We start from the raw sequence: 26,414 nt of genomic DNA on the forward strand, positions 1-26,414 counted from the left end.
CGGAAGCAGGTTCTTCTGACCTGCGAACTCGCTGAGCAGCTTCTACAGCCAACGGCGTGTTGACTGTGCTCGCGCAAGTTTGTGCATTCCGTTTCGAATGATGCACAAAACTGGAGGGTGAAACGGGGAATCAATCTGCGAGGGGGGCAACGATGAAATTACTTCTCCGCTCTCAGCAAGCTCAAGACGATTCACGCGAAAAATACAGCGATGCAGCAATCTCAGGATTCGATAGAAACTTCGGTTGCAATCAGTCACCGGTCACAAGCGAAATTTTTCGAACTCGTTGCGAAGGGACAGTTGCAAAAATCACGAACAATTGTCTCGGTCAACAGACTTCCGAGAGCACGTCGAATCCCACGCGTCGATGAATTTCGTCAATGACATTCTGATCCCTGAAGACCTTCAGCAATCGGCGATTCTGAATGTGAAGCGATTCGAATCGACAGTCAATGCGATTCGAAGTTCATGTGCGCAACAACTTTGGGCGGCGTTCGAAGAAGAGACAACGATGAGAGTTCGGTCTCCGTAGAAGAGAATCCGCAAAAGAAAAGAAGATGGCAACGCCCCATGCGTGATGGGAGCACCGTGCGGGCCAGGGATGTGCTGCATCATAAAGATGCGCGTTGCCAAGACGCTATGTGCGGTGAACTCAATTGGTTCCGTTTCAGTCTGTATTGATGCATTCAGGAATTCAAGAGATGTCATCACAACAATACGAATTCGCCGTCCGCTTCGCCGATTTTGTCGGACAACTGAATTGGGGGCAAATGACTTGAATGTGACTCCAAATCGTTTGCAACTCTCGAAACGCAAAAACTTTGAGCCGCGACATCATCAACCGGGTTGACGTTCCGAGACAGTCCCTATTTCCGACAATCCTAGCTGACGAACTGGATGTTCACTTCAAAATTGTCAATGATGTCCCGATGAAGCGGAGAATTCTTCCGCACCACATTTCGAAACACCTTGTGAGTTCTCAATTTGCGATGGCGAAGAATTTCTTGAAGGAGACACGTGACCGATATGACGTGATTGTCATCGGTTCCGGATTGGCTGGCATGACAAGTGCCAACGTTCTAGCGAAAGCAGGTTATTCTGTTCTGCTGCTCGAACATCACTATCAACTCGGAGGAATGGCCACCTGGTTCAAAAGGAAAGGCGGCCACATCTTCGATATCTCTCTGCATGGTTTTCCGCATGGGATGGTGAAAAGTTGCCGCAAATACTGGACACCTGAGATTGCGGAAAGCATCGTCCAGCTGAAGGGAATCCGCTTCGAGAACCCGCAATTCTCGCTTCAAACGACGTTCGATCGCAAAGACTTCACTCGCATCATCACCGAACAGTTCAAAGTTCCCTACGAGACGGTTGACGATTTTTTCGCAACAGCCCGGAAGATGAACTTCTTCGACGATCAGGAAACAACAACACGAGAACTGTTCGAAAAATTCTTTCCCGGTCGAAGTGATGTCGTTCGCCTCCTGATGGAGCCAATTACTTATGCGAACGGATCGACGCTTGAAGATCCCGCGATTACTTACGGAATCGTCTTCAGCAACTTCATGAGCAAGGGTGTCTTCACCTTTCAGGGTGGAACCGATGCACTTGTCAACAAAATGAAAGCGGAGTTGATCAAAAACGGCGTCGATCTTCGTATTCGAGCACTTGTCGAACAGATCGAAGTCGGCCCGGATCGCAGCGTGAAAGCGGTTCACGTGAACGGCAAACGCATTGAATGCGGCGCCATCTTGTCGAATGCGAACATCAAATCGACGATCCAGAAACTCGTCGGGCCCGACCACTTCGACAAGGAGTTCATGGAAGAAGCGAACGCGGTTCGGCTCAACAACTCAAGCTGTCAGGTCTACATCGGACTGAAACCCGGAGAAGGCTTCGATAACTGCGGCGATCTTCTGTTCCACTCAGAACATGATGGATTCGACATTGAAGCAATGCTCTCCAAGGAGATCAGCAGCCGGACCTTCTCCTTCTATTATCCTGAAACCCGTCCCGGTTCTGATCGTTGGCTCGTTGTCTCTTCGACCAATGCCCGCTTCGAAGACTGGGTCAATCTTTCCGACGAGCAGTACGCAAAAGACAAAGAAGATCTCTGCCAATCGACACTGGACTGTCTCGAAAAATACGTTCCCGATATTCGGCAGAAGCTTGATTGGATTGAGGCGTCAACTCCGAAAACGTTTAAGCATTACACCCGTCACGTTGAAGGAGCAAGCTTCGGAACCAAGTTCGAAGGACTGAAAGTTTCTCAGTCCTTGCCCGAGCAAATCGGCGGACTTTTCCATGCTGGGTCGGTCGGCATCATTATGTCCGGCTGGCTGGGAGCGGTGAATTACGGCGTGATCGTCTCGAACGAACTCGACAAATACCTGACCCCTTCCGAAGCGACGATCTAAACCATTTCATGGGGAATCATTCGCTTCTGTCGCGGAATGACTATGCACACTCCTGAGATCGACCAACTCGAACTTCTGGCCTCGATCGATCGAATACGACATCGCGCCGAAGAATGGTGCAATGCTCCGACGACGTGGGAACCGATGATTTTCTGTCAGGGATTGCTCAAACGCGTCCTGAAGCGTGTGGAATCCTTGCAGTTTCGCTTCGAAGCTCCGCTCGTTGTCGCGACTTTCGGCGGAACAGGGACCGGGAAAAGTGCGCTCGTCAATGCGTTGGTCGGAGTCGAAGTGAGTCACTCGGGACGAGAACGCCCTACCACGCGGAAGCCGGTTCTCATTGCTCACACGGATACTGAGTTGGATTTGCTCCAGCTTCCGCTCGATGAGATTGATGTCTTTCGCTTCGAGACTCCGACACTCAAGGATTTCGTCATTCTTGACTGTCCCGACCCTGACACCAGCGATTCCAACGGAACAGGGACGAATTTGGATCGACTCCGCCGGTTGCTCCCGCACTGCGATGTGTTGCTGGTCGTTTCGACTCAGCAAAAATATCGGTCCTCTCGAGTCACCAGTGAACTGCAAGCGGCGGCGGCCGGGTGTCGAATGATCTTCGTGCAATCCCATGCCGATCTCGATGAAGACATTCGGGACGACTGGAAAAGTTTGCTTTCCGAAAGCTATCAAGTCCCGGAAATGTTCTTTGTGGACTCACTGTCTGCACTTCGCGAACAACAAAACGAAATCGCTCCGTCGGGTGAATTTGGCAAGCTCCTTCAGCTACTCACCTCTGGCTTGGGGGCATCACAGCGAATTCGAATCCGCCGCGCGAACATCGTCGATCTTCTTCAATCCGGGCTGTCACGTTCTGTCGAAATCCTCGATGCGAAAGTGAGTGCACTGACCGAACTCGAAGATGTTCTGGCCCAACAGAGAGTCACACTCAGCCAGCGCATGGCACAACGACTTCAAGATGAGTTGCTCACCAGTCATGGGTTGTGGGAACGTCGATTGTTAGCGGCGGTGAATGAACACTGGGGAATGAGCCCGTTTTCTGCCGTCCTGCGAGTGTATCACGGAATCGGAGGAATCCTCGCTTCATTGACGTTCTTTCGAGCGCGAAGTACGGCTCAAATGGCGCTGCTTGGAACACTTCAGGGGAAGCGTTGGCTGGATCAATTGAAGAAGGAGCAGGAGGGCGCGGAAGCACTGGAGCGCGTAAGCCGGTTCGGTCTCGACGATGCACATTTGCGAGAAGCGGAAATTGTCGTCTCCGGATATGTCCAATCTGCTGAGTTTCAGCCCGAAATGTTCGCCCAACATTCGATGACCGAACTCAAGCGCGATGCGGCTCAAGTTGAAAGCCAGTTTGTTCTCGACGCGAGTCAACAAGTCGATTCCGCAATCGATTCACTCGCCCAAAAGAACTCAACGCTCAATGTCCGAATCTGGTACGAAGTCCTCTTCGGCCTGTACGTTGTGTTCGTCATTCTTCGTGTGGGATACAACTTCTTTTACGATTCACTCTTCAACGGACAACCTCTTCTTTCGTCCGACTTTTACCTTGCAGCGGGGCTGTTCCTGATTCTCTGGTCGGGTTTGCTTGTGACGACATTTACGTGGCGACTTCGCCGCGGAATGAAGTCGGCCGTTCAGCATCTGGTCTCCGAAATGGTGGACCGGAAACTCGAACGAGGTTTGTTCCCAAGCCTTGAAGACGAACTTCGCCAAGCCCAACGCCGGACCAATGCGGTTCGCCAGATGTTGCTCGACGTTGATGGTCTTCGCAATGAAGTCGCTGCCCCCAGCGAGTTGGCCGCCAAGAAAAATTTCGTCGCAGCAAATTCGAAAACCTCGTAGAAACATCTTCACAATCGTCCCTAGTAGATCGAATGTCGCGGCTCATCTGAGGCGGCAAAGTTTGTGGGACCTGCGCAACTTGTCGTCATCAGAGTGATACCAAATCGCAATTCTCTCTGGGAGACAGGATGTCAGTCACTCGTCGCAATGGAACCAAAATCCTTCTGCCGCGTACCGGACCCGATGAATTCTGGAATCTGATCCATGACAACTTTGCCGGGGCGGATCAACGAAAATGGAAGTATCTGGCGATGCTTGCCCTCCGCGAAAACGCCGGTTGGCCTCTCGACCGAATCGGGAACGTGTTTGGGCACCCGAAAGGGCATGTCACTCGCTGTCTGACTCGCATTAAGCAAGAGCTTCGCGAAGAATTCGACGTCTCGCCTGAGATGCTCGGCCCTGATGAAGACGAATCGTTCACCGACATCGGTTGAGACCGACTTCGTCTCAAGCGTCTCGGTTTCTGGTGTGCAGCGATGCACATGAACCATCGCTGCTTTCATCGAAAGTCGCGAGTTTCCAGGACGACGAAGGTTTTCATTTGACCGAGCGAACGCTCTGGCACTGGAAATTGTTCGACGCTGGCAGATCTTCTCTTCGAAACCAAGGATTTCCATGATCATCGAAACTCAGCCGATTCAGGCATTGAAGAACGCTCCTTACAATCCGCGCGTCACTCTTCAACCGGGTGATGAGAGGTGGGATCGTCTTCAACGTTCACTGGACGAATTCGAACTCGTGCAGCCCATTGTTTGGAACCGCCAAACAGGACACGTCGTTTCCGGTCATCAACGACTGGCGGTCTTGAAGCATCAGGGTGTCGAACGAGTCGAGTGCGTCGTCGTTGACTTGCCGCTTGGACGAGAAAAAGCCCTGAATGTCACCCTCAACAATGCAGAAGTTGGAAGTTCCTGGGACACGGAAAGACTCGTCGACCTCGTTTCTGAGCTTCAGGATCTTCCGGAGATCGATGCCACTCTGACAGGCTTCGATGACCAGCAATTGCGTGATCTCGTCCTGTCGCCGAGTGACGTTGACGCGACGAATGACGAGAACGACTTCGATTCTGATCCCACAAAAATGCGCGTCGTCCTCGAGATTCCCAAAGGGGAATGGGAGACGATCGAGTCACAAATCGACAGCCTCTTGAGTCTATATCCTGAGGTTCGCCTCCATCTTCTTCACGACTAAGTCGACCTTCTGACCTCTCTGGTCTCCCCTGCATCCATTGCCCTTTGATGGATGCTGAAATCCGATGGATGCTGAGACTTCATGCCGGCCGGCAGAGTTGCGCAGCTGTCGCTTCTGCAACCCGGCATGACTTCAACGTCTGCGGATGGTTCCTCTCTGAAAGCGAAACAGCCCACCTATGAAAATATCTGCACAGCATCAGTTTCTTCCCAAAACTCCGACCGCTCGGTCAGCCATGGTGATGGACCACTTCGGAATCGGATTCGAAACGGGTCATCATGTGATCGCGAGTGATCTCGAACTCCCGATCGCTCCCGGTTCCATCGTTCTGTTTACTGGAGACAGTGGGGCTGGAAAGTCGTCCTTGATGCGAGCGGTTCGACAACAACTCGAAGCCTCTGATGAAACCGTCCTCGATCTTGATGAACTCGCGAACTCCGAAGAGCTGCTCGTCAACTCTTTCGAATCGCCCCTTGAAGAAACGCTTCCGTTGCTTGCACGATGTGGGCTTGGAGAATCACAGCTCATGCTTCGCACTCCGTCAGAACTCTCTGCGGGCCAACACTATCGCTTCAAACTCGCACAAGCGATTTCGCAGAAACCTGACTGGATCGTGGCGGACGAATTTTCAGCAACTCTCGACCGCGAACTCGCAAAAGTTGTCGCCTGCAACATCCGTCGCATTTGCGATCAATCCAATATCGGATTTCTGTTTGCGACCACACACCGAGATATCACCGAAGATCTTCGTCCCGATCTTCATGTCCACTGTTCGCTCGATGGAGACATCCGAATTGAGAACGAGCACAGTTAAAAAAAAGACAACTCTCACTCGCTAGCGACATGTGGATCTCACGCGGCTCCAAATCCGACTGGCCGTATTTCTCTCGGTGCCATTATCGAAGCAGCAAACTCGGTTTAGTCAGAGCGATTTTTGTGCTTTGGCTTCAGGATCAGCCGATCGGAATTTGCGTTTTTAACTCCCCTCCCAAGTCGCTCGCCATGCGAAATCGCTTCTTCGGGCGATCTGGACGATGGGAGCGAACGGCGATGCAAGCTTTGAACCGACAGCTGATTTCTCTGTCGAGAGTCGTCCTTCATCCCACCTATTGAGGTGCAGGACTTGCTGCCGCATTCGTCCGAAAGTGCTGTCAGATGACAGGCTATCCGTGGATCGAAACACTCGCTGAGATGGGTCACATCAATCCCTTCTTTGAGCGGGCCGGATTTTTGCGGATCGGCACATCGCAGCCTGGTCCACGTTCTCGAACTTCTCATTCCACTCTGTACGGAAGCCGAAAGAGACATGGCCAAGAAAAAAGCCTCCTCACCAAAGAAACCTTCGAAAAAAGTCGGTTCGCGAACCCGATCTACTACATCTTCGACAACCGCGAACACTTCCAAAAAGAAGCAGCCTCCTCGACCGAGCGAGAAGAGCGAAACGCGCAAAGTCGAGACAGCTGATCCACCTCCGACTGCCAGCTACCTGCGGACTGACAATGTCAACAATCTCCTGACGAAAGATCAGCAGTTCGCTTACATCACATTGCTTTCCAAAGGTGGGTCGCCAGCGGCGGCATGCAGCCAGATTGGGATCGCGCTCGCCGACGTAATCTGGACGAGTGAACATGACTCACAATTTGGACTGATGCTCGAACGTATTCAGGAGCTTCTCAGCCAGAATGTGGCAGCTGCGCTTTACCGATCCGCAATGGAAGGCAGCGTCACCGCGCAACAGTACTATCTGAAGAATCGACCACCCCCAAACTGGGCCAGCTTCGCTGCCGAATCCTCCTCGACTTCTGAGACACAAATGACCGATGACGAATTTCTTGAGTACTTCCGAACGGAAGCGACTGCACTCCTTGATCGCATCAGCCAAAGCCAGAACTCTTCAACGTGACCTCAGCGACCCGGAATTCTTTCGAAACCAAGTCCTCATCCCCAGCGAGCAGCTTCTCCCCTTTTCGACTGTCGCTGCGCCGTGGCAAATCGACGATCTCAGTGCTTTGGATGAAGCTTGGAAGCGGCTCGCGTCCGGCGATGGCCAGCCTGATTCCACTGTCATTCGCCGAGCGTACATCGAGCGCCCTCGTGGTCACTCGAAAACCTCCGACATGGCCCTTCAAATTGCCTGGATTCTTCTCGCGGCGACCCGCCCCGTCACGGGCCTGGCTGCCGCAGCTGATCGAGATCAAGCGAAGTTCTTGTATGACTCGATTCATCGACTCACGAATGCCAATCCGGCTCTCTTTCAGGAACTTTCATTTGTCCAACACCAAATCAAAAACAAACGGACGGGAAGTCGCCTGGAAGTGATTTCTTCGGACGTGAAAAGTTCCTTTGGTGCGCTCCCTGACTTCGTCGTTTGCGATGAGCTCTGTCACTGGGAGAAGCCGGACATGTGGTATTCTCTCCTCTCTTCCGCAGCGAAAAAGTCGGAGTGCGTGCTTTCAATTCTGACAAATGCTGGAGTCGGCAAAGGTTGGCAATGGGAAGTACGCGAACATGCCCGACAGAGTTCTTCGTGGCACTTTTCATCACTCGATGGACCACAGGCGCCTTGGATCACCGACGACTGGCTGCAGGAACAGCGTTCCCTTCTGCCCGAACCCGTCTTCGAACGACTCTGGCTCAATCGATGGCAGCACTCTGACGGAAATTTCGTCACTCTGGACGAAGCGGAAGCCTGCCGCGACACGCTTCTGACTTATCAGGTGTGTGGCCAGCCGGGGATTCCGTATGTGGCGACGATCGACTACGCCGAGAAACACGATCTCACTGTCGGATGCGTTTGTCATCTCGATGGCGAAAAAGTAATCGTCGATCGGATGGACGTCGTCAAACCTTCCCCGCAAAACCCTACGCGAATCCAATGGGGGGAAGACTGGATCGAGGATATCGGAAGCCGGTTTCATCGTGTGCGATTCGTCGTCGATGAATATCAACTTCTCAGCACCATTCAAAGACTGGAGAATCGCTATCCCATCGAAAGATTTGCCTTCCGGTCCGGAGGAGGCAATGAACGGCTGGCGGTCACGTTGCGTCAGTTGATTCTTCACCAGAATGTTGGCTGGTACGCCGACAGTGGAGCTGTTGACGGTCTTCACCGTGATGATCTTGAAACAGAACTTTCGTCGCTGTTGTTGAGACAAACGTCTCGCGGGCGAGTGCGAATCGATCACATCGCCGATGGACAGCATCACGATGACCGATCATTTGCACTCGGTGTCGCATGTCTGGCACTCAAGGACGAAAGCCCGGTTGAAGATCACTTCGTCGTCACTCCGCCTTCTCTCACCGGAGACTTTCTATGGTAGTGAAAGTTTCCGTCAGTTCGGCCGACTTCTAAAGTAAGCTGCTCTCTCTTGTGCGCTCGCTTGCGCTGTTTCATCAGATAAAACGCTGAGTTTCCTCGTGCGAGTGAGTCCAATCGCACAAGAACCATTGTCTCAATTCAAACGATCTCGGGTTCCTCTGAATCCGAGATCGTTGTTTTTTGTGACTTCCGGCGAGAGATGTATTGGAGTCGAGAGTCTTAGTCCGCCGGCTTGTGTCCGAGATACAGCGTTGCGATTCCGAACGTCAACGGCGTGAACGAGACATCATTCAACCCGCATTCGCTCATGATCTCAGCAAGTGCCTGACCACTTGGAAATTCGCTCACCGAGGCAGGCAGATAGTCGTAAGCCTGCTCGGAATTTGATGCGAAGAGTTGCCCCAGCCGAGGGAGCACATTGCGGAAATACCAGCGATACATCCCCGCCAGACCTGGAAGTGTGGGATTGGAGAACTCAAGAACCGCCACTCGCCCGCCCGGCTCACAGACCCGAATCATCTCTTTGAGACCGTTGCGAGTATCTGCGACGTTTCGCAATCCGAAAGCCACCGACACAATCTGAAACTGATTGTCCTCAAACGGAAGCGACTGAGTGTCAGCCTCGATGAAATTGATTACCGAATGATCTTCGTCAGCCCGGTTGAGTTGCTTCGTCTTTTCCCGAGCCAACTCGAGCATTCTGGGGGTAAAGTCCGTCCCTGTGACAGCCACCTTCTTTCCGGAGGATTTCCAGAAAGCGATCGCAAGGTCACCGGTGCCAGTGCAAACATCCAAGACCGGTGAAGTTCCCTGAACGGGGACTTTCCGGACTGTGTACGACCGCCAGTAGATATCAATTCCACCGGAGAGCAGATGATTCATCAAGTCGTAGCGGTCAGCGATCTGTCCAAACATCCGCTGAACACGTTCGCCTGACTTATCGACGATGACCGTTCCATCCACCATGCTTCACTCTCACTCTGTCACACTCTTCATGAAGAATTCCGTTCTTCAACCGGTATTGATTGTCGGAATCAACAAACTTTTCAGAGTTTAGACAGGACACGTGAAGATTACGAAGCTGCTGGCCCCCCGTTCACCAACTTCCAGAAAACTCGGTTTACTGTTTGTGCATCCGCGTCACCGCTGCGGAAAGTTCGTCTTCGCTGACGAAGCCGTCTCCGTTTTGATCAACACGGTCAAAATTCCGCGAGAGAAGATCGAGAGGTTTGGCCTCGTCCAGCGAGAGGCGGGAATTCTGATCCGTATCAAGTTGGGAAAGTATCTTTTTGACAATCGACTCAACAGAGCCCGTTGAGGTCAACAGTTCGGGCTCGACGGAGACCATGATGTCGTAATATCCCAGCATCATTTCATCCCACGACTGGTCTCCCCAATAAACGGTCTTGGAAGGATCGGGGTTCGCGAGATTGTTCTCTGAGTTGTCGAATAGCGCGGTGCAATGCAGTCTCGTTCCAGCAGGGAGTCGACGCGGTTCGGCAAGGCGGTACTGAGTCTGCCAGTTGAAATCGTAGTTCGGAACATCGAGGAGAATCTCACGACTGCCGTCAGGAAATTCTGCTTCGAACCGGAATGCCTGTCCTCGCAAATGCATATGCGGCGACATGGAGAGCAACGTCACTTCTTCTGGACTCTTTCCGGACTTCGCAGTGACTTTCTGGTTGGCGAGATACGGTTTCAATTCAAAGCCGGTATTCCCGACATGAAGTGTTTTGACTTCATACTTGATCGACTCCGGTTCGGCGAAAACGAGGCCGACCTGACTGATGTCGGTTTCTTCGGTTCCGATTGGCGTGTAGTGCATTTCGAAACGCAACCAGGAGCCGGCAGGAATGAGTTTAGCCGCACCCGGGGGAAGTGCCTGAAGTCGAAGTCCCGGAACGTACGCGGTCAGAAACGAGTGCTCCCGAGTGTTTTTTCCTTGGGGATGGACGTAAACGATGATGTGGTGCACAACCAGTGGATTGCCTGGCCGCGCCTCCATCCCGGTCACCCAGCGATCCTCGTCGATTTTGGGGTCGACCCAAAAGTGTTGATATTTGATTCCCTCCGGACCCACTTCGGCAGCAACCTCGAACGGTTGATCAGCCATCGGGATGACCATGTCCGGGTTCGTCGCCAACTGCCATCCCTCAACATATTCTTTGGGAACCGGAAGTTCGCTCGGGTCTCCCTCCGGTGCTCCATTCGCGACCCAAGTCGCGATCAGTTGCTTTTCCTTCTCACTGAGACTGACATCGTTCGAGAAATGGCCGTATTGGGGATTCGCATGCCAGGGGGGCATTCTTCCTTCCTGAACGACCTCGGCAATCATCTCTCCCCATCCAGCGACGTCATCATACGTCTCCATGGAGAATGGAGCGACTTCGCCTTCCCGGTGACATCCGACACAGCGGTTTTGGAAAATACGTGCAATCTGATTCGAGTAAGTCACCGGCGAGTTCTCGTTCGGTGTCTTGCGTCGCCCAATGATACATCCCAGAGCCTGAGTTTCCGGCACCGACACAGCTTCACCGGCGAGCAATTCCTGAATGGCGATTTTGGCATCTTCGCGGCTGGGAGCACTGCGAGTGATGCCGACCACATATTGATCATCCACGCGCCCGAAATACCGCACGATGCGGTTTTGATCGAGCACAAAGACTTCCGGAGTCCGGGTCGCGCCAAACTCATCGGCGACTTCATTCGTCGCATCTTTGAGAACAGGAAACGTGATTCCCTGATCGCGAATCGAGTTTGAGAGATCGCTCAGCGAGTCCTGTACGTTGGAATTCACAGCGATAATCGAAAGATCCGACTCGCGAAATTCTTCTTTCAGCTGATTGAGTCGATGAACGTACAGTTTGGCGAGAGGACATTCTGTCCCGAGAAACGCGACGAGGACCAGCTTCGAATCGTTGAAGTCGTCAAGGGAATAGTTTTTCCCACGATGGTCCTTCAAAGAAAAGTTGTCGATTCGTTTTCCCAGCGACGACTCCTCAGCGGTCGCACATGACAGCAGAGAGAAGATCACGGCGATGACCATCATCCCTCGCAGAATTGCGGTCGAGGATTGTTTCTGCAGTTCAAACGGCGATCGCAAGGGACGACTCGGCATAAGATTTCTCAATTCAAACAAGAATCGATACGATTGGAACAAACGATTTTGATGGATTTATCGTAAGCGAAAACCGCATCGTCTGTGGAGACGTTTTTTGAACTGAACCTGACTTGCAGCTCGAAAGTTTCAAAAAACTTAAGGTTTTGGGGCTGCCTGCTGCTGAAACTCTTCGCCGGTATCCCGTCCCGGTTCGCCGAACATCTCGACAACATCGTTCACCATGATCGGTTTTGGTGACACCAACAGCTCGCCCGCTTCGACACCGTGCGTCTGACCGAGAAGCCTTGCCTGACTCTCCACCAGATGAAAAACTCGCTCTTTTCCGGGAGGAAATTGCGTCTGATAGGCTTTGACAGCTTCAATCTTTTGTTCCAGACACCCGGAAATGTCACTGACAAAAGCTCCGGGCTGTTCCGTCGACTTCATCGAACCGAAGCCGAGCGGATACCAGATTTGCTGTTTAACTGTATGAACCGGCAAATTGTCAAATTCCGGATCCCACTTGGTGAGCCGGGAGTAAAACACGCCAGCATCAGTGATTTGCATCGCCTGCCAATGGTCGGGAGAGGCCATCGGCGTTTTTTCGGCGATTCCGAACACAATCGAAGGCCGGTACTGGCGAAAGACTTTTCCAAGTGCAACGCGCGACTCGTAATTGTCGAAGAGTTTGCGATTCGGAAGTTCGAGATTGATCCGAACATGGACACCCAGAATTTCCGCAGCTCGTTCTGCTTCCGCCAAACGGACTTCCGGCCCCGGGCTGTTGGGAGTCGGTTCTCCATCGGTCAAATCAACGATGCCGACACGATATCCCTGCGTCACAAGACGCGCGAGAGTCCCTCCGATGGCAATTTCCACATCATCTGGATGCGCACCGACAGCGATGACATCCAGCCTTTGCGAGCTAACGACGTTGTTCATGCGACTCCTCAGAAGCGCGTTCAAGAAATGCCCGCAAAATTTTGACAAGACGGTGCGGATGGGTCAGAAACGGAAAATGTCCGGAAGTATGCATCCACTCCACTTCACAGTTTGGAAGGTTCTTTTCTAATCGATCTTCTTCCCGATCGATACTCGCTCCGTCACCTTCAGTCCTCAGCAGCAAGACTCGATTGTTCACCTGAGAGACTTCAGCACTCAGATTCGTGCGATCGGCGGCGAGCAATTTTCGACAGTTTTGCCTGACGGAGACTCGATAGGTTTCGCTGAGAAGGAACCCGAACCGAGTTTCGTCATAGGGCGGAAACCACGGTCGATGATTCGCAACTTGAGACGACAGCCAGAGAGGAAGCCGACGAATTGAAAATGGAAGCAGCAATCCGGCCTGAGCGAGTGCGGTTTCGGTCCAGTTGAGACGGCGATGCGCCCAGGCACTTTGAAGGACGACATTCTTCAGGAAATCGGAACCGTCAATCATCATCTGTAGAGCGATTTGCGACGAAAGTGTTGGGGCGTAAACGTCAACGGGTCCGCCGAACAATTCGCGGATTGCCTCACAATACGAAGTTGCAGTTTCCGGAATGAGTTTTTTCGCCGAGGGAGTTCGTTCGAATTCGGGCTCGCTCAGAATCCACAACTGACGTTCTTCTCTCAACAACCAGGCCAGCAACGCGTAGATTTTTGCTGAGCATCCCGAAGCGGGAAGCAAAACGAGAGGCGGCCCTTGACCAATCTGCGTTGCGGTCAGCTTGGATTGACCAAGAGGAATTTCACCTTCACGGCGTTCTTCGAGGAACGCACGAACGACATCCTGCCAGTCCAGGGGAGTTGGACAGGGTTCTGAATCCGTCGACTCGGGGGATGTTTTCGTATGACTCGTTTCCGTCATGATTCCCGCTTATGCGTCACCGATGAATCTGCACCCCATTTTCGGGTGTTGTTTCGTTTCTTGCCGAATTCTAGCCAATCGCGTCCCCGATGTCAGAACGGACACGAAAAATTCATTGTTCGCACTTCGATTTCTCTAGAAACCATCGAAATCGACCGTTAGACTACGCGATTCAACATGCTGCCATCCACACCGTATTTTGTGAGTGTCTCCGGCAGCCGTCCAATTATTGGAACCCTGAAAGCAAATGCCAAACTCACCTAACGCTCAAAAAGCCCTTCGTCAAAGCGAAAAACGTCGGTTGCACAACCGAAATCTTCGTTCTGCTCTCAGAACAGTCATCAAGAAAGCTCGGTCGGCTGCCGCAGAAGGCGGTGCAGCTGCTGATGAAGCCGTTCGCATCGCGGTCAAGCGTCTCGATCAGGCTGCCGCCAAAGGTTTGATCCATAAGAATACCGCATCGCGAACGAAGTCCCGACTCGTCACACTTAAGAAAAAGTCCGCAAGCTAAGCGGCTTTTGTAATAACGCTCTACGCTGAACTCGCGGCAAGTCTCGCTTCAAATGCGAGCGGACAAATCGCAAGCGCTGAGCTTCGAAGTCAATTTCGACACCGAAGCTGAAGGCAATTCGTTGGAGCGTTTCCTTCTTCAGAAGTCGACTGGTCGAAGCCTCGGCGATTTCCGAAGGATAAAGCTGACATGATTTGAATCAAGGAACCCCATCGTTGTGCGGGTTCCTTTTTTCGTTGATCCGCCAGTGATTTCTCTGATCACACGTCGACTCTTTGATTACGCCTATTTTACAGCCGAGGCCACTTTCGCGAAGCCCGATACGTAAAAAGAGCGAATCTCCTCACTGAATGAACTCCAGTGAGGAGAACGCCGCATCATCCGCTTAAGAATTCGTTACTTGAGATTTCCCCAGTCCTGGACATCGACGCGTGCACGATCGCCACAAATCTCCCGAATTCGAGAGATCAGGGAATAGGTCTGACCGGTCACTTCCGCAGCATCTCGCGACTCAAAATTCACTCGCAGCAACGGTTCGTTGTTGGAAGCACGGATATTGAACCACCAGTCGGGTGTGTAGTTCTGGACTTCGCGATAAATCGTGCCCGTCGGATCTCCCGACTTGTCGATCGTGAAGACATCGTCAACCGTCGCGAATTCTGGCTTCTTCGGATGGAAAACACTGACGCCGTCAATGTCGAGGACATAGCTGTTCTTCTCGTCGGTTCCGTATTCCTTTTTGATCGTCGAGATCACTTCTGAACTCATTGCTTTCCAGTCGCTGCACTCCACGCGAAGATTGACTTCGCCGCTGGCTGGCCAGGGTTTCAGCTGACCAAGCAGCTGCGAGCACTTGAGGCCAGTTTCAAGAAGCATGTCCCAGAAGGTGACCAATGCAAACAGACCGGAATCGAGACAGTAGGTATCGGGGAAGTTGTAATGAGCGGAAGATTCACCACCGAAGACAGCGTCTGTTTTCGTGAGTGCGACCTTCGCGGCGTCCTGCCCCACACGACAGAGAATCGCCTTTCCTCCCGCAGCACGGACGGTTTCCGGAACGAGCCACGACGAAACGGCAGAGTAAACGACCGATCCATCGCCGCCATTCTTTTCGACCATGGCTTTCGCGAGAGCGGCGAGCAGCACGGATCCGGGAACAAACTGTCCCCATTCATCAACGAGAAACACGCGATCCGCGTCGCCGTCGAAGGCCGCTCCGAACTCGGCCCCTTCTGTAACAACCGTTTCCTGAAGAAGCTTCACAGCTCCCGGCAACCCCGGATTCGAGGGTCGAGTTGGAAAAGTTCCGTCAATCTGTTCGGCAACTGCCAGAAGTTCGGCTTCGGCACCGATGGCTTTGAGGGCACGGCTTAACAATGGACGGAAGAGCCCTCCAACCCCGTTACCGGGATCGAGAACGACTTTTCCCTTGGCATCTTTGAGTCGCTCCGATCGGCTCAACGCGGCGTCGACGAAGCGAGACTGAAGATTCATTTTCCCGTTTGACGGAAATGGTGAACAGGTTGCCGCGGGAGTTGCTCCGTTGTCGGTGTCTTCTTCGTAACGAGGAGCCATGTGATCAAGAGGTCTCAGAATGTCGATTCCTCCCGTTTCGGGGCTCTTCATGACCGACTTGATGCCGTTGTACTCGGCCGGATTATGCGAAGCGGTAATCATCACACCGGCGATAGCACCACAGATTCCCTCGCCCACTCCCCACTGAATCATGTCGGTCGTTGACAGACCGCAAGCGATCGGTTGGCCTCCTTCGCTCGCAATTCCCTGAATCAGCGAGCTGTAAATCGCTGGGGACGACGTTCGTCCGTCGCGGCCCACCATGACCTTTGGAGCTTCGCCTCCGATTTCCTTCTTCAAGCTCTGAGTGAGGTACTTTCCGGCGAGCCATGCCAGTTCTTCGTTGATCTGATTCGGGTAAACTCCGCGGACATCAGCTTTTCGCTCGAACATGGCGGGGTCGAACATGACACATAACTTTCTGAGCTGAAATGAAATGATGGAACGATTGGAAGTGGCAGTATGAGAGTTGATACTCGATCCGTCAATTTTGCTCTCCCGAAGAGAATCGCTACACTTTGTGTTTCGTCAAACTGCCGACATCAACGAACTGAAGAAAATGCTAGCGAAACGAATCATTCCCTGCCTCGACGTCCACGCGGGTCGTGTCGTGAAAGGAGTCAACTTCCTGAATCTCCGCGACGCCGGTGATCCGGTGGATGTGGCCTCCCGCTACGAATCGGAAGGCGCAGATGAACTCGTTTTCCTCGATATCACGGCCAGTCATGAAGAACGCGATATCATTCTCGACGTCGTGCAGCGCACGAGTGAAGTGATTTTCATGCCGCTGACGGTCGGCGGAGGAATTCGAACACTCGAAGACATTCGAAGACTTCTCAGTGCGGGCTGTGACAAAGTGTCGATCAATAGTGCCGCTGTCAAAGATCCCGAATTCGTGAGAGAGGCTGCTCTCCGATTTGGAAGCCAGTGCATCGTCGTCAATATCGATCCCAAGCGAGTCCCTGTTGCCGGGGCAGAAGCCATTCCTGGAGTCCGCGAAGATCTCGCTGTGATTCCTCGACCGGGAAGAGATGGTTCCGAAGAAGTTTACTGGGATGTTCATATCAACGGAGGCCGAAAACCGACCGGTCTCGATGCAGTCAAATGGGCGCGTGAAGTCGAACAACTCGGTGCCGGGGAAATCGTCCTGACAAGCATGGATGCAGATGGCACGAAAGATGGATTCGATATTGAGATCACCAAAGCTGTTTCGGACGCCGTCGGGATTCCGGTGATCGCCAGTGGAGGAGCGGGGCATCCCTCGCATCTTTACGAAGCGGTCACTTCAGGTGGTGCGAGCGCAGCTCTGGCTGCCAGCATCTTCCATTATGGAGAATTTTCGATCGACGAAACCAAACAATATCTCCAGGAACGCAACGTTCCCGTTCGCCGCATTCCGCTTCCAGCGAAGAGCGAATGACACCGAAGACTCGCTTCGCGAGAATTTCACAGTATTTCGGTTTCAAGACCGAACCATTCCAAGAGGCTCATCATGTCCCAACCAATGACCGCCAAGCAGATTCTCGAACGTCAGTTTTTGGAAATGCGCTGTGGGCTCCTCGATCTCGCCGCAGCATTCGATCGAATTTCCCGAGCGGAAGGCTTCTCGGAAATTGCCAACGATGAGCAAATGCAGCTTCTCGCCAAGGGCCTCGAAGTCGTCGCAGACTCAGAAGGACAACGTGCGGAACGCCTGCAATTGCTCTTCAGCGACGAATACGTGGAAGGCTGGAATCGCTGAGTTCGATCTCTGAATGGATCGTCGCGGCGTCCATTCTGCGAATTCACCGTGAAGAAGTGCTCGTGAGGGTCGACACCTGATGACTCTGCTGAAAAACTTCTGAAGCAAGTGTTGTTTAATACTGTAGATTTCTGATCTGGAGAAAGCCCGACGATGGCCCGACTGCTTCTAATTATGATTGTATCTGGAGTTCTGTTCCTCAGTCTCATGCTGATGAGTCTGCCGGGAGCAACTTCAGACTCTGCGGAAGGTACACCTTCGACTGCGAATGGACTCGTCTTCCACGACAAGAATGGAAACGGCGTTGCGGATCCCGGTGAACCGGGGCTGGAAGGTATTCGGGTTTCGAATGGGACTGATATAGTCGCAACAAATGCCGACGGTCGCTATGAGCTGCCAGTTTCCAGCGACACGACTCTCTTCGTCATTAAGCCCAGAAACTGGCGCACTCCGCTCAACGAACTGAACTTGCCTCAGTTCTATTACCACCACAAACCGATTGGATCGCCCAAATCCAAGTACCCGGGAGTGGAGCCGACCGGCCCATTGCCGGAATCGGTCGACTTTGCGATGACGCCGCAGGAAGAGCCGGAAAACTTCCGCGCGATTCTGTTCGGCGACCCTCAACCGCGAAATCAGAAAGAAGTCGATTACATCGCCCACGATGTCATCGAAGAACTGATCGGAACAGATGCAGCGTTCGGAGTGACACTCGGAGACATCGTCTTTAATGATCTTGGTGTGATGCCCGCGATGAACAAAACCGTCGCGCTGCTTGGGATTCCGTGGTACAACGTCGTCGGAAACCATGACATCAACATGGATGCCCCCAACCGGAAACTCGCGAACGAAACATTCGAGCACTTTTACGGCCCATCGTATTACTCGTTCGATTATGGTCCTGTGCACTTTATTGTCGTTGACGACATCGAATGGATTGTCCCACAAGGTGATGGACGCTCCACCTATCGCGGCGGACTCGGACCGGAACAGCTGAAATTCATCGAGACTGATCTCGCTCAGATTCCTGAAGATCAGATGGTGGTGCTCATGATGCACATCCCGATCATCGGAGTCCACGATCGGCATGATCTCTATCGACTCATTGAACAGCGGCCACTTTGCATCTCAATCTCCGGACACACCCATCACCACGAGCATGTCTGGATTACTGACGTCGATGGATGGAACGGACCGAAACCGCATCACCACATCATCAACGTCACTGTGTGCGGAAGCTGGTGGCGAGGTACTCCCGATGAACGAGGAATCCCACACGCCACCATGGCAGACGGGGCTCCCAATGGTTACTCCATTCTGAATTTCGATGGAAACGACTATCGACTTGATTACTACGCAGCTGGTCGCGGATCCAATCATCAGATGGAAATTGATGCTCCGGAAGTCATTACCCCAGCGCAGACATCGGAATCGCTTGTCTATGCGAATGTCTTCAACGGAGACCAGCATACTCAGGTCAAAATGCGAGTCGCCGATGGCGATTGGATTGAAATGGACCGAGTTCGAGAAGTGGATCCCAAATACCTGAGAACCTACGAGTCAGAACTCAAAGTCCTTGAAAAGAATCCAGGACTCTTCACGGAAATTCCAAGACCGAAAGCCTCCTCTCATCTCTGGAAAGCTAATCTGCCCGCTTCACTTCCACTCGGAACACATCGCATTCACATTCAGGCGATTGACCGACATGGTCGCCAATTCGACGATTCTCGAATCATCCGAGTTGAAGAGTAAGCCCCGCCGACTCGTTCGGTAAACTCGAAGAAATAGAAAAGGGCGACCGCGAAACACGGTCGCCCTTTTTTCATGAATGCGCGAAGAGGGGCTCTAAACCGTTCCAAGATCAATGACGTTCCTGCTGCGTGGAAACTTTGCAGCGATTGCATCTTGTGAAGCAATTCAGTCAACCGATCAATGCAATCAGAGCAGGTGTCAGGAGCGTGATCAGAATGAGTGCGAGCGGGTAGGCTGTCGCGTAGCTTGTCGCTGGCCGACTTGAATCGACCGTTGAAGTAATAGCCCCCAACCCGGGCGTTGACGTCATCGCGCCGCAAATTCCGCCGAGTGCTTCGAGCCAACCAATCTTGAACAGTCGCCTAGCCATCAGCACTCCCACGAGCATCGGCACCATGACGACGCAAACCGAGACCAGACACAATACAAGACCGTATTGGGTGATCACTGTCACAAATTTCTGTCCAGCACTTGCTCCCGCTTGAGCAAGGAACAGTGCCAATCCGACTTCACCGAGCAACAACTTCGCTGCCGGAGGAATGCGAACCGCAAGTGGCCCAATCTTTCGGACTCTCCCCAGAATCAGCCCGACAATGAGTGGACCTCCTGCCATTCCCAGCGAAATGGACAACTCGCCGAACTCGAATCGAACCTGCCCCAGTAGAATCCCGAGACTCAGCCCAGCAACGAGCGAAATCAGATCGGTCTCATCAAGCGTCCGCTCACGATGTCCGGCGAAACTGACGAACTTCGAAATTGCTTCCGGTTCTCCAATGACGGTTAAGGCATCTCCGAAGCAAATCTCATCCTTCGGGCTCGGAACAAATTCAATCTCCTGTCGATAGACGCGCGTTACCGTAATTCCCATTCGACTGCGAAGATGAAGTTGCTCGAGCGTCTTCCCGACCACGTCGCTTGAAGTCACCACAACACGTCGTCGCTGACGTTCTGTGTCTCTGAAGTAGTCACCACTCTCTGTTGATTGCCCGAGCAATTCGACAATCTCTCCGAGCCGGTTGGCACCACCAACGACGAGCACTTTCTGTCCACCCTCAAAGACAAAATCACCTTTCAGTGGCTGTAGTTGTCCATCAATCAGGACTCTCGAAATTTGGCACTTTGAGTTCGACATCACCGTCACTTGACTGGGGCGTTTCCCAAACACTGCCGGGTTCGAAATTTCCACAAGCACATTCGAGATCGCTCCATCTCCAGAAGCGTGGGTCTCATCAGTTTGTTGCAATTCGTCTGAGCTGATGAACTTCTTCGCAATCAACTGGACGAACACAATCACGCAGACAACTCCAAAGGGATAGGCAATCCCAAAGCCGACCGCAGCCTTCGAATCGGGAGGAAGCGAATCGATCGCGGCAGCGAGTGCGGGAGTGCTCGTCAATGCTCCGGCAAACAGCCCACCGGCCAAATCTGCTTTCAACCCAAAAGCCCAAGCCAATGCCCAGGTCGTCAACCCGCCCGAGAGAATCATCGCCCCTGCCATCAGCGACAATGATTTTCCCTGAGAGAACAGGACTTGAAAGAAACTCGATCCCGCTCCAATTCCCAGACAGAAGACAAAAAGCACAACACCAATTTGTCCGGCGGTCTCAGGCACGCGAAATCCGAAATGCCCAGCCACCAGAGCGACGAAAACGACCCCCGAAGTTCCCAGCGAGATTCCTCGAAGACTCACCTTGCCGAATAGCAAACCGAGCCCGATAACAACCAGTAGTGAGAGAAGTTGCTGAGTCGACTCGTCCATGAAGATTCAACCTCTGATGTGACAGATTCATTCGAATTGAGCGAGCGCTCAGCTGAGCCGCAGTGCGTGACTTGCTGTTCAGTCAGCAAACTACCGTCAATCATCGGTGAGTTACCACTCCGTTTGACCGAAAAAGAACCGGATCGAAACTCTTTGATCGGTCACTCGTCGAGCGCGAAGAGAGGCATCGGACACCACCGATATTGCGGCCTCTCTTTTGAGACCGATCACGTCGACGAAAGAGTTGCCCTCGGGCCGGTAATGTTCAGCAGTGACGTCAATTCGCCATAAGAAAATCTGACGGTAGAAATTCTGACGATGCCAGATGTCGAAAGCTGTGATGAGCACTTTTCCGGTCGAATGCGGATTCGAAACGAATCGATTTCCGTTCCGTCGCCGGACGATGCTTCATCAAGTTTCGCCGTGTCGAGAAGAGTGGCCACTAAGAAGGTTACTCAGCGCTTGTCGCGACGCTCTCTGCTGAAGAGACAGGGATCGCTTTGAGGTACCCATCAATCTGGTTGGCGAGCATCATCGCTGCCCGTCCATTGATATGAAGCCCGTCGAAGGTGTACTCCTCCGCAAGCTCTCCATTCTCATCGAGGAACGGACCGATGTCGACTACGTGAACTATTGAAGAGCTTGCTTTCACCTCACGAACCACATCAGCAAGCGCCCCGACTTCTGACTGTTCCGGAGGATGAATCCTCGGGTGTGTCCGCACGATCTGTTCGTGATAAATCCGCGAATTGATCGGAAAACATGGAACGAGAATCAGATCAATTTTCTTTTCGGTAAGCATCGACAGCATCGACACGTAACGCTGTTTGACTTCGTCAACATCGCTCCCGCCCTGAAAGTCATTGATGCCGCCGTTGAGGATGATGCAGCGAGGATGGCTGTCCACAATCTCGGAGAGCCGACTTTCAATCTCTGCCAGCACCGCCCCGTTCACAGCACGATTTCGGACCTGATTTCCCAACAGTTCGTGCCATTCGACGAAATCGAGTTGGCTGTCACCGACAACAACGATATCTCCTTCCGAGACCGGAGAGCACTCAAAGAAACTCTCTCGATTGGTCGCGTAGCCCGCTTTTCGGTCAACTTTCGTAAGTTTCGCCTGAAGCCAGTTCACTCCCCCGAGCATTAAGAAAACACTTAGCCCTCCGGCAATGAACAACATGTTCAGACTCAATGACAGCAAAGGCCAAATGCGACGCTTGGGAGGGATCGGTCGCCCGGGCGGAGTCGGAGCATTCTCCGATTGCCGAAGCCGCTGGCCCGAAAGTTCATCCATCTCGCGAAGCATCTGAATATCTCGTTCGATACCAGCAATTTCAGCGAGTACCGGATGTTCAGGGGAATCGATTTCAGTTCGGTCCACAGCCTTCGGAGTCCTTCTCATAACGACGCATCGATAGTGGGAGAAATGGGATAGCCCGCCAACTCGAAATGAATGCGCCCTTCCCGAACCCCTGGCCGAATCCTGGACTCTGAACGCTAGCTCGAAAAACTGGGTAGAGTGCGTAATTTGCCACAATTTTGCGAAAAATGACGAGGTGCCAAGCCTCACCCTCCCGACCTGCGTTTCAAACCTGCGAAACGTCGCATTCTGGACGCTCCACCCGCTCGATCCGGGTGCGATTTCGGGTTGACCTCTCTGAGAGATTTGGATAACTCACCGAGACAAATTGACACTCTTACATCATGGACGATGGATGTCTGATATGCCCTCGAAGGAATCTCGCCAGCTTGCTGCCGCAAAATCTTTCTGGACTCATCTCGCTGAGCACATCAATGCTGCGTTTTCGATCCGACTTTGGGACGGAACAGAGATTCCCCTCGGAGATTCTGTGATTCCCGGACGAGCAGTGTCCATTTCCAGCCCGGGCGTTGTGACGTCACTGATTCGTCGACCGACGCTCGACAACCTGGCTCGCCATTTCGCCCTCAAGCACATCGATTTTCACGGTGCTGACCTCTACACCTTTCTTGCCGATCTTCGCACGAAACATTCAAGGCGAAGCTTGAAAGGCATCAGCAAATGGAAAGCGATCAAATCGCTCTTCCCGTTCATTCTGGGAACTGCGGAATCGACTGAAGTTGACCACTGCTACTCCGGCGACGAACTTGGTCTGCATCGTGAACAAGCGGAGAACAAAGACTTCATTCAGTTTCATTACGACTTGAGCAATGAGTTTTACTCGCTGTTTCTTGATCCGGAGATGGTTTACTCCTGTGCGTATTTCACCGATTGGTCGAATTCGCTTGAACAGGCTCAGCATGACAAGCTCGACATGATCTGCCGGAAGCTCATGCTGCAGCCCGGAGAGACTTTCCTCGATATCGGATGCGGCTGGGGCGCGCTCGTTTGCCACGCAGCCAAAGAGTACGGCGTCAAAGCCCATGGGGTCACGCTCTCCGAGAAGCAACTCGCTTTTGCGAATGACAAGATCCGCTCACTCGGGCTTGAAGATCGCGTCACCGTTGAACTCAAAGACTACGCACACCTGACAGGCACATACGACAAGATTGCCAGCATCGGAATGGTCGAGCACGTCGGCATCGACAACATGGGCCTCTACATGCAGACGGTCAACAAACTCCTGCCGGACAACGGTTTGTTTCTCTGCCATGGAATTACACGACCTGCGAAAGCGACTCAAAAGCAGTTCCGCAAGATGCGTCCCGAACGTCGTCTGCTCGCGAAATACATCTTCCCCGGCGGGGAACTCGACCACCTCGGGCACATGCTCCAATCCATGGAAGCCCACAAATTTGAAGTTCACGATGTCGAAGGATGGCGAGATCACTACGCCTTAACTTGCAAGCTTTGGTGTCAGAAACTCTCCCAACACGAGCAGCAAGCGATCGAAATGATCGGCGAGGAACGCTACCGCATGTGGTTGTTGTACCTCGCTGGAGTCTCGTTCGCTTTGGGAGACGGATCGGCCTGTATTTACCAGACAATTGGTCGAAAACGCGCATCAAAAGGTGTTTCGGGAATGCCTCCCACACGCGAGCACTTGTACGAACCGAAGTCTTCTCATCAATCGCACGTTGAGCGCAGAGCTGCATGATTCATGCCGTCGCGGACTGGCTGCAGGACACAACGAAACTGCAATTCGATGAAATTCACAATCTGATGGAGTCGCCGTTTCCAGGGGTGTCCAGTTTTGCTCGGCTGACAGATCCTATGGTGATCAAAGCACGCAAAATGTCAAAACCATTCGCGCTGATCATCGGTTTGTTGATTGTTGTGTTCGGCCAGAGCGTATTCGGACAGGAGCCTTCTCCTCCTGACAGCGACTTCGTTCTTCCGGATCTTCCAGAGCTTCCCGCCCCGGTTGACGACGTCTTTAATGGACCTACCGCAGCGAACCTTGCTCCGCCTTCGGTTGACGATCTCAGCCAGTTTCAAGAGCTCAACCGGTTTCAGGGAAACTTCACGACCGACGAAAATTCCTTCGGGATTGGAACCGATCTCTATTCTGCTCCCGACTTCAAAGGGGGCTTGGTTGTCGTGGGAGACAATGTCGCCATGAAAATTGGCGGCTATGTCAAAGCAGACTTCATCTACGACTTCTCTCCCATCGATTCGATGGACTCCTTCATCACCACGAGCATTCCGGTCGGAGCCCCTCCCCGTACGAACACGCGATTTCATGCTCGTCAGACGCGGTTGAGCTTCGATACTCGCTGGGCATCGAACGATCGTTTAGTTCAAATCTACGTGGAAGGTGACTTCTTCGGAGACGGGTCAACGTTTCGATTGCGACACGCTTACGGAGAGGTTGGCTCGCTGCTTGTCGGGAAGACCTGGACGACATTCACGGATGTCAGTGCCTTTCCCTCGACTCTTGACTTCGAAGGTTCTGTATCGAGCGTGAACCGGCGACAGGCACTCGCGAGATGGACCACCGGACTGCCTGGATTTTCGGAAGACGTGACAGCTGCTGTTGCGGTGGAAGATGCGACATTCATTTACGAACTTCCTCCCGGTGTTGTCGGAGACGTTCGTACCGTCGCTCCGGACTTCGTCTCCCGTATCCGCTACAGCCCCGATTGGGGACAGTTCCAAGCTGCAAACGTGCTTCGCGTGGGAGGATTTCAAAAATCTCACGGGGATGTCATGACCGGCTATGGTTGGGGATTTAACTTCAGCGGAGTGAAGACCGTCGGAGCCAATTCGAAAGTCTACAGCCAGGTCGTCTTTGGAAAAGGAATCGGAAGTTTTCGCTCGCTTCCCGACGCTGCTCCCGTTTCGCTCACGAGTGATGAACCCGTCGGAATGTTCGGCTGGATGGTTGGCGTCACCCACGACTGGAATGAGGACTTAAGCTCGAACTTTACGTACGCCCAAAACCAGCTCGAAATCACTCCGCTACAGCCACCCACAGATGTCAAAAAGACGACTTATCTCGCAGTGAATTTACTTTGGACACCACTCGAGAGAGTGACCACCGGTGTCGAGTATCTCTACGGGGTCCGGACTGACGTCGACGACGATTCTGCAGCCGCTCACCGATTGCAGGCTTCATTCATCTTCGACCTTCCATAAGAAGTGATAATCACCACACGTACTCGTTCGCCGCGTCGAGTTAGAGAAATGTTTGTTCTCTACTTAAGAGTTGCTGAATTCTCGTTCTTCAGTTGAGCGAACACATACAACATCTCACGAGCAATTTGAGCTGCGCGATTGTCATATGCGAGTGATTCTTCCGGCGTTCCGTCTGCAATTTTGGGATCGTCATAAGGAATTGCCACGCGAAGTTGCGCTCCCTGAACCTCCGGACAACTCTTGTCTGCACTCGAACAGGTCAAGACCGCACAAAACTCATCGGTGGGATTCGGCGGCGCGACGTAAATCTTTGAGAAGCAGGATTGCACCGGACTCGATTCAGAGAACCGAGCAACATAGACAGGGTTCGAACCGGGCCGATTGAGCTCGATGTTCATTCCCGCCCGGTTCAGTGCCGCGACCGCTCGCGGATTAAATGCGGTTGCTTCTGTTCCTCCCGAGAACGATTGGAAACTCGTCACATCAAAGTAGTGAGCCGCGACCGACGACCACAACTGACACATATGGCTGCGTCGAGAGTTGTGCGTGCAAATGAATGTCATCTTCACTGGCAGACCGGACTCCTGACGTGCATAAATAGAACTCGTCAACTTGTTCTCGTTCAACGGGAATCTGATCGAATTCAGTGAGAGCCTATCCGGAATCCTCTTCATGCTGTAAGTCGGTATTTGAACGGAGCTTGGTTGGGTGAAGGAGCTAAGCGGCGGAGCATGCGACCAATGGAAGCCACATAGATCATGGCTTCGCTCGATTTG

At 52.7% G+C, this 26,414-nt stretch carries 22 protein-coding genes; 14 read left to right on the forward strand and 8 right to left on the reverse strand.

Annotation, left to right across the window (positions count from 1 at the left end; all coding sequences use genetic code 11):
• Positions 1-367: 367 nt before the first annotated feature.
• The 8 genes from KOR42_RS26820 (at position 368) to KOR42_RS18450 (ending at position 8,791) form a co-directional block, all read left to right on the forward strand.
• On the forward strand, positions 368-532 hold the full coding sequence (locus KOR42_RS26820; RefSeq protein WP_197441332.1) for a hypothetical protein: 165 nt from the start codon (positions 368-370) through the stop codon (positions 530-532).
• 457 nt (positions 533-989) lie between these two features.
• Positions 990-2,417 (forward strand): phytoene desaturase family protein, encoded by a 1,428-nt coding sequence (locus KOR42_RS18415; RefSeq protein ID WP_146511332.1) that lies wholly within the window; start codon positions 990-992, stop codon positions 2,415-2,417.
• A gap of 42 nt (positions 2,418-2,459) precedes the next feature.
• On the forward strand, positions 2,460-4,280 hold the full coding sequence (locus KOR42_RS18420) for a GTPase (RefSeq protein ID WP_197441333.1): 1,821 nt from the start codon (positions 2,460-2,462) through the stop codon (positions 4,278-4,280).
• Positions 4,281-4,408: 128 nt separating this feature from the next.
• A complete protein-coding gene (locus KOR42_RS18425; protein ID WP_146511315.1) occupies positions 4,409-4,714 on the forward strand; it encodes a hypothetical protein in 306 nt (101 codons plus the stop codon).
• A gap of 181 nt (positions 4,715-4,895) precedes the next feature.
• Positions 4,896-5,471 (forward strand): ParB N-terminal domain-containing protein, encoded by a 576-nt coding sequence (locus tag KOR42_RS18430; RefSeq protein WP_146511316.1) that lies wholly within the window; start codon positions 4,896-4,898, stop codon positions 5,469-5,471.
• Positions 5,472-5,649: 178 nt separating this feature from the next.
• The gene (locus KOR42_RS18435; protein ID WP_146511317.1) at positions 5,650-6,285 is read left to right on the forward strand and encodes an ATP-binding cassette domain-containing protein; all 636 of its coding nucleotides are present in this window, start codon (positions 5,650-5,652) and stop codon (positions 6,283-6,285) included.
• A gap of 492 nt (positions 6,286-6,777) precedes the next feature.
• Positions 6,778-7,374 (forward strand): hypothetical protein, encoded by a 597-nt coding sequence (locus tag KOR42_RS18445; RefSeq protein ID WP_146511319.1) that lies wholly within the window; start codon positions 6,778-6,780, stop codon positions 7,372-7,374.
• Positions 7,304-8,791 (forward strand): terminase large subunit domain-containing protein, encoded by a 1,488-nt coding sequence (locus KOR42_RS18450; protein WP_231741001.1) that lies wholly within the window; start codon positions 7,304-7,306, stop codon positions 8,789-8,791. The genes KOR42_RS18445 and KOR42_RS18450 overlap by 71 nt, the downstream gene beginning before the upstream one ends.
• 218 nt (positions 8,792-9,009) lie before the next feature.
• Here the strand turns inward: KOR42_RS18450 and ubiE are convergent, their stop codons facing one another.
• From ubiE to KOR42_RS18470, 4 genes are all read right to left on the reverse strand, one after another.
• Positions 9,010-9,756, reverse strand: coding sequence for a bifunctional demethylmenaquinone methyltransferase/2-methoxy-6-polyprenyl-1,4-benzoquinol methylase UbiE (gene ubiE / locus KOR42_RS18455; RefSeq protein ID WP_146511320.1), 747 nt, complete (start codon positions 9,754-9,756; stop codon positions 9,010-9,012).
• Between the two features lie 154 nt (positions 9,757-9,910).
• Positions 9,911-11,908 (reverse strand): redoxin domain-containing protein, encoded by a 1,998-nt coding sequence (locus KOR42_RS18460; protein WP_231741002.1) that lies wholly within the window; start codon positions 11,906-11,908, stop codon positions 9,911-9,913.
• Between the two features lie 138 nt (positions 11,909-12,046).
• Positions 12,047-12,832 (reverse strand): PIG-L family deacetylase, encoded by a 786-nt coding sequence (locus KOR42_RS18465; protein WP_146511321.1) that lies wholly within the window; start codon positions 12,830-12,832, stop codon positions 12,047-12,049.
• On the reverse strand, positions 12,816-13,739 hold the full coding sequence (locus tag KOR42_RS18470) for an alpha/beta fold hydrolase (RefSeq protein WP_146511322.1): 924 nt from the start codon (positions 13,737-13,739) through the stop codon (positions 12,816-12,818). The genes KOR42_RS18465 and KOR42_RS18470 overlap by 17 nt, the downstream gene beginning before the upstream one ends.
• A 247-nt stretch (positions 13,740-13,986) precedes the next feature.
• Here KOR42_RS18470 and rpsT point away from each other — a divergent pair, with 247 nt between their 5' ends.
• Positions 13,987-14,250 carry a 30S ribosomal protein S20 gene (gene rpsT / locus KOR42_RS18475; RefSeq protein ID WP_146511323.1) on the forward strand — a complete coding sequence of 88 codons (264 nt, stop codon included), beginning with the start codon at positions 13,987-13,989 and terminating at the stop codon, positions 14,248-14,250.
• A gap of 396 nt (positions 14,251-14,646) precedes the next feature.
• Here rpsT and KOR42_RS18480 read toward each other — a convergent pair whose 3' ends face one another.
• On the reverse strand, positions 14,647-16,233 hold the full coding sequence (locus tag KOR42_RS18480; RefSeq protein ID WP_146511324.1) for a hypothetical protein: 1,587 nt from the start codon (positions 16,231-16,233) through the stop codon (positions 14,647-14,649).
• A 151-nt stretch (positions 16,234-16,384) separates the two neighbouring features.
• Between KOR42_RS18480 and hisF the strand changes: the two genes are divergently transcribed.
• The 3 genes from hisF (at position 16,385) to KOR42_RS18495 (ending at position 19,318) form a co-directional block, all read left to right on the forward strand.
• Complete coding sequence (gene hisF / locus KOR42_RS18485) at positions 16,385-17,245, forward strand: imidazole glycerol phosphate synthase subunit HisF (protein ID WP_146511325.1); 861 nt, start codon at positions 16,385-16,387, stop codon at positions 17,243-17,245.
• 72 nt (positions 17,246-17,317) lie between these two features.
• A complete protein-coding gene (locus KOR42_RS18490) occupies positions 17,318-17,566 on the forward strand; it encodes a hypothetical protein (RefSeq protein ID WP_146511326.1) in 249 nt (82 codons plus the stop codon).
• Positions 17,567-17,719: 153 nt separating this feature from the next.
• A complete protein-coding gene (locus tag KOR42_RS18495) occupies positions 17,720-19,318 on the forward strand; it encodes a calcineurin-like phosphoesterase C-terminal domain-containing protein (protein WP_231741003.1) in 1,599 nt (532 codons plus the stop codon).
• Between the two features lie 169 nt (positions 19,319-19,487).
• On the opposite strand, the gene KOR42_RS18500 is transcribed toward KOR42_RS18495, so the two are convergent.
• The gene (locus KOR42_RS18500) at positions 19,488-21,077 is read right to left on the reverse strand and encodes an aspartate:alanine exchanger family transporter (protein WP_146511327.1); all 1,590 of its coding nucleotides are present in this window, start codon (positions 21,075-21,077) and stop codon (positions 19,488-19,490) included.
• 451 nt (positions 21,078-21,528) lie between these two features.
• Positions 21,529-22,461: an SGNH/GDSL hydrolase family protein gene (locus tag KOR42_RS18505; protein ID WP_197441334.1), complete on the reverse strand. Its 933-nt coding sequence runs from the start codon at positions 22,459-22,461 to the stop codon at positions 21,529-21,531.
• A gap of 334 nt (positions 22,462-22,795) precedes the next feature.
• On the opposite strand from KOR42_RS18505, the gene KOR42_RS18510 reads away from it, so the two are divergent.
• Positions 22,796-24,157: an SAM-dependent methyltransferase gene (locus KOR42_RS18510; protein WP_197441335.1), complete on the forward strand. Its 1,362-nt coding sequence runs from the start codon at positions 22,796-22,798 to the stop codon at positions 24,155-24,157.
• Positions 24,154-25,638, forward strand: a complete 1,485-nt coding sequence (locus KOR42_RS18515; protein ID WP_146511329.1) for a DcaP family trimeric outer membrane transporter — start codon at positions 24,154-24,156, stop codon at positions 25,636-25,638. Before KOR42_RS18510 ends, KOR42_RS18515 begins: the two co-directional genes overlap by 4 nt.
• Before the next feature lie 59 nt (positions 25,639-25,697).
• Here the strand turns inward: KOR42_RS18515 and KOR42_RS18520 are convergent, their stop codons facing one another.
• Positions 25,698-26,249: a low molecular weight phosphatase family protein gene (locus tag KOR42_RS18520; RefSeq protein ID WP_146511330.1), complete on the reverse strand. Its 552-nt coding sequence runs from the start codon at positions 26,247-26,249 to the stop codon at positions 25,698-25,700.
• Positions 26,250-26,414 lie beyond the last annotated feature (165 nt).

This window comes from Thalassoglobus neptunius (assembly GCF_007859735.1).
In the GTDB taxonomy this organism is placed as follows: domain Bacteria; phylum Planctomycetota; class Planctomycetia; order Planctomycetales; family Planctomycetaceae; genus Thalassoglobus; species Thalassoglobus neptunius.

What these genes read in the sequence shown, in the direction of transcription:
- KOR42_RS26820 (WP_197441332.1), top strand. Translation starts at nt 368, where the DNA reads ATGAATTTCGTCAATGACATTCTGATCCCTGAAGACCTTCAGCAATCG.
- KOR42_RS18415 (WP_146511332.1), top strand. Translation starts at nt 990, where the DNA reads ATGGCGAAGAATTTCTTGAAGGAGACACGTGACCGATATGACGTGATT.
- KOR42_RS18420 (WP_197441333.1), top strand. Translation starts at nt 2,460, where the DNA reads ATGCACACTCCTGAGATCGACCAACTCGAACTTCTGGCCTCGATCGAT.
- KOR42_RS18425 (WP_146511315.1), top strand. Translation starts at nt 4,409, where the DNA reads ATGTCAGTCACTCGTCGCAATGGAACCAAAATCCTTCTGCCGCGTACC.
- KOR42_RS18430 (WP_146511316.1), top strand. Translation starts at nt 4,896, where the DNA reads ATGATCATCGAAACTCAGCCGATTCAGGCATTGAAGAACGCTCCTTAC.
- KOR42_RS18435 (WP_146511317.1), top strand. Translation starts at nt 5,650, where the DNA reads ATGAAAATATCTGCACAGCATCAGTTTCTTCCCAAAACTCCGACCGCT.
- KOR42_RS18445 (WP_146511319.1), top strand. Translation starts at nt 6,778, where the DNA reads ATGGCCAAGAAAAAAGCCTCCTCACCAAAGAAACCTTCGAAAAAAGTC.
- ubiE (WP_146511320.1), bottom strand. Translation starts at nt 9,756, where the DNA reads ATGGTGGATGGAACGGTCATCGTCGATAAGTCAGGCGAACGTGTTCAG.
- KOR42_RS18460 (WP_231741002.1), bottom strand. Translation starts at nt 11,908, where the DNA reads ATGCCGAGTCGTCCCTTGCGATCGCCGTTTGAACTGCAGAAACAATCC.
- KOR42_RS18465 (WP_146511321.1), bottom strand. Translation starts at nt 12,832, where the DNA reads ATGAACAACGTCGTTAGCTCGCAAAGGCTGGATGTCATCGCTGTCGGT.
- KOR42_RS18470 (WP_146511322.1), bottom strand. Translation starts at nt 13,739, where the DNA reads ATGACGGAAACGAGTCATACGAAAACATCCCCCGAGTCGACGGATTCA.
- rpsT (WP_146511323.1), top strand. Translation starts at nt 13,987, where the DNA reads ATGCCAAACTCACCTAACGCTCAAAAAGCCCTTCGTCAAAGCGAAAAA.
- KOR42_RS18480 (WP_146511324.1), bottom strand. Translation starts at nt 16,233, where the DNA reads ATGTTCGACCCCGCCATGTTCGAGCGAAAAGCTGATGTCCGCGGAGTT.
- hisF (WP_146511325.1), top strand. Translation starts at nt 16,385, where the DNA reads ATGCTAGCGAAACGAATCATTCCCTGCCTCGACGTCCACGCGGGTCGT.
- KOR42_RS18490 (WP_146511326.1), top strand. Translation starts at nt 17,318, where the DNA reads ATGTCCCAACCAATGACCGCCAAGCAGATTCTCGAACGTCAGTTTTTG.
- KOR42_RS18495 (WP_231741003.1), top strand. Translation starts at nt 17,720, where the DNA reads ATGGCCCGACTGCTTCTAATTATGATTGTATCTGGAGTTCTGTTCCTC.
- KOR42_RS18500 (WP_146511327.1), bottom strand. Translation starts at nt 21,077, where the DNA reads ATGGACGAGTCGACTCAGCAACTTCTCTCACTACTGGTTGTTATCGGG.
- KOR42_RS18510 (WP_197441335.1), top strand. Translation starts at nt 22,796, where the DNA reads ATGTCTGATATGCCCTCGAAGGAATCTCGCCAGCTTGCTGCCGCAAAA.
- KOR42_RS18515 (WP_146511329.1), top strand. Translation starts at nt 24,154, where the DNA reads ATGATTCATGCCGTCGCGGACTGGCTGCAGGACACAACGAAACTGCAA.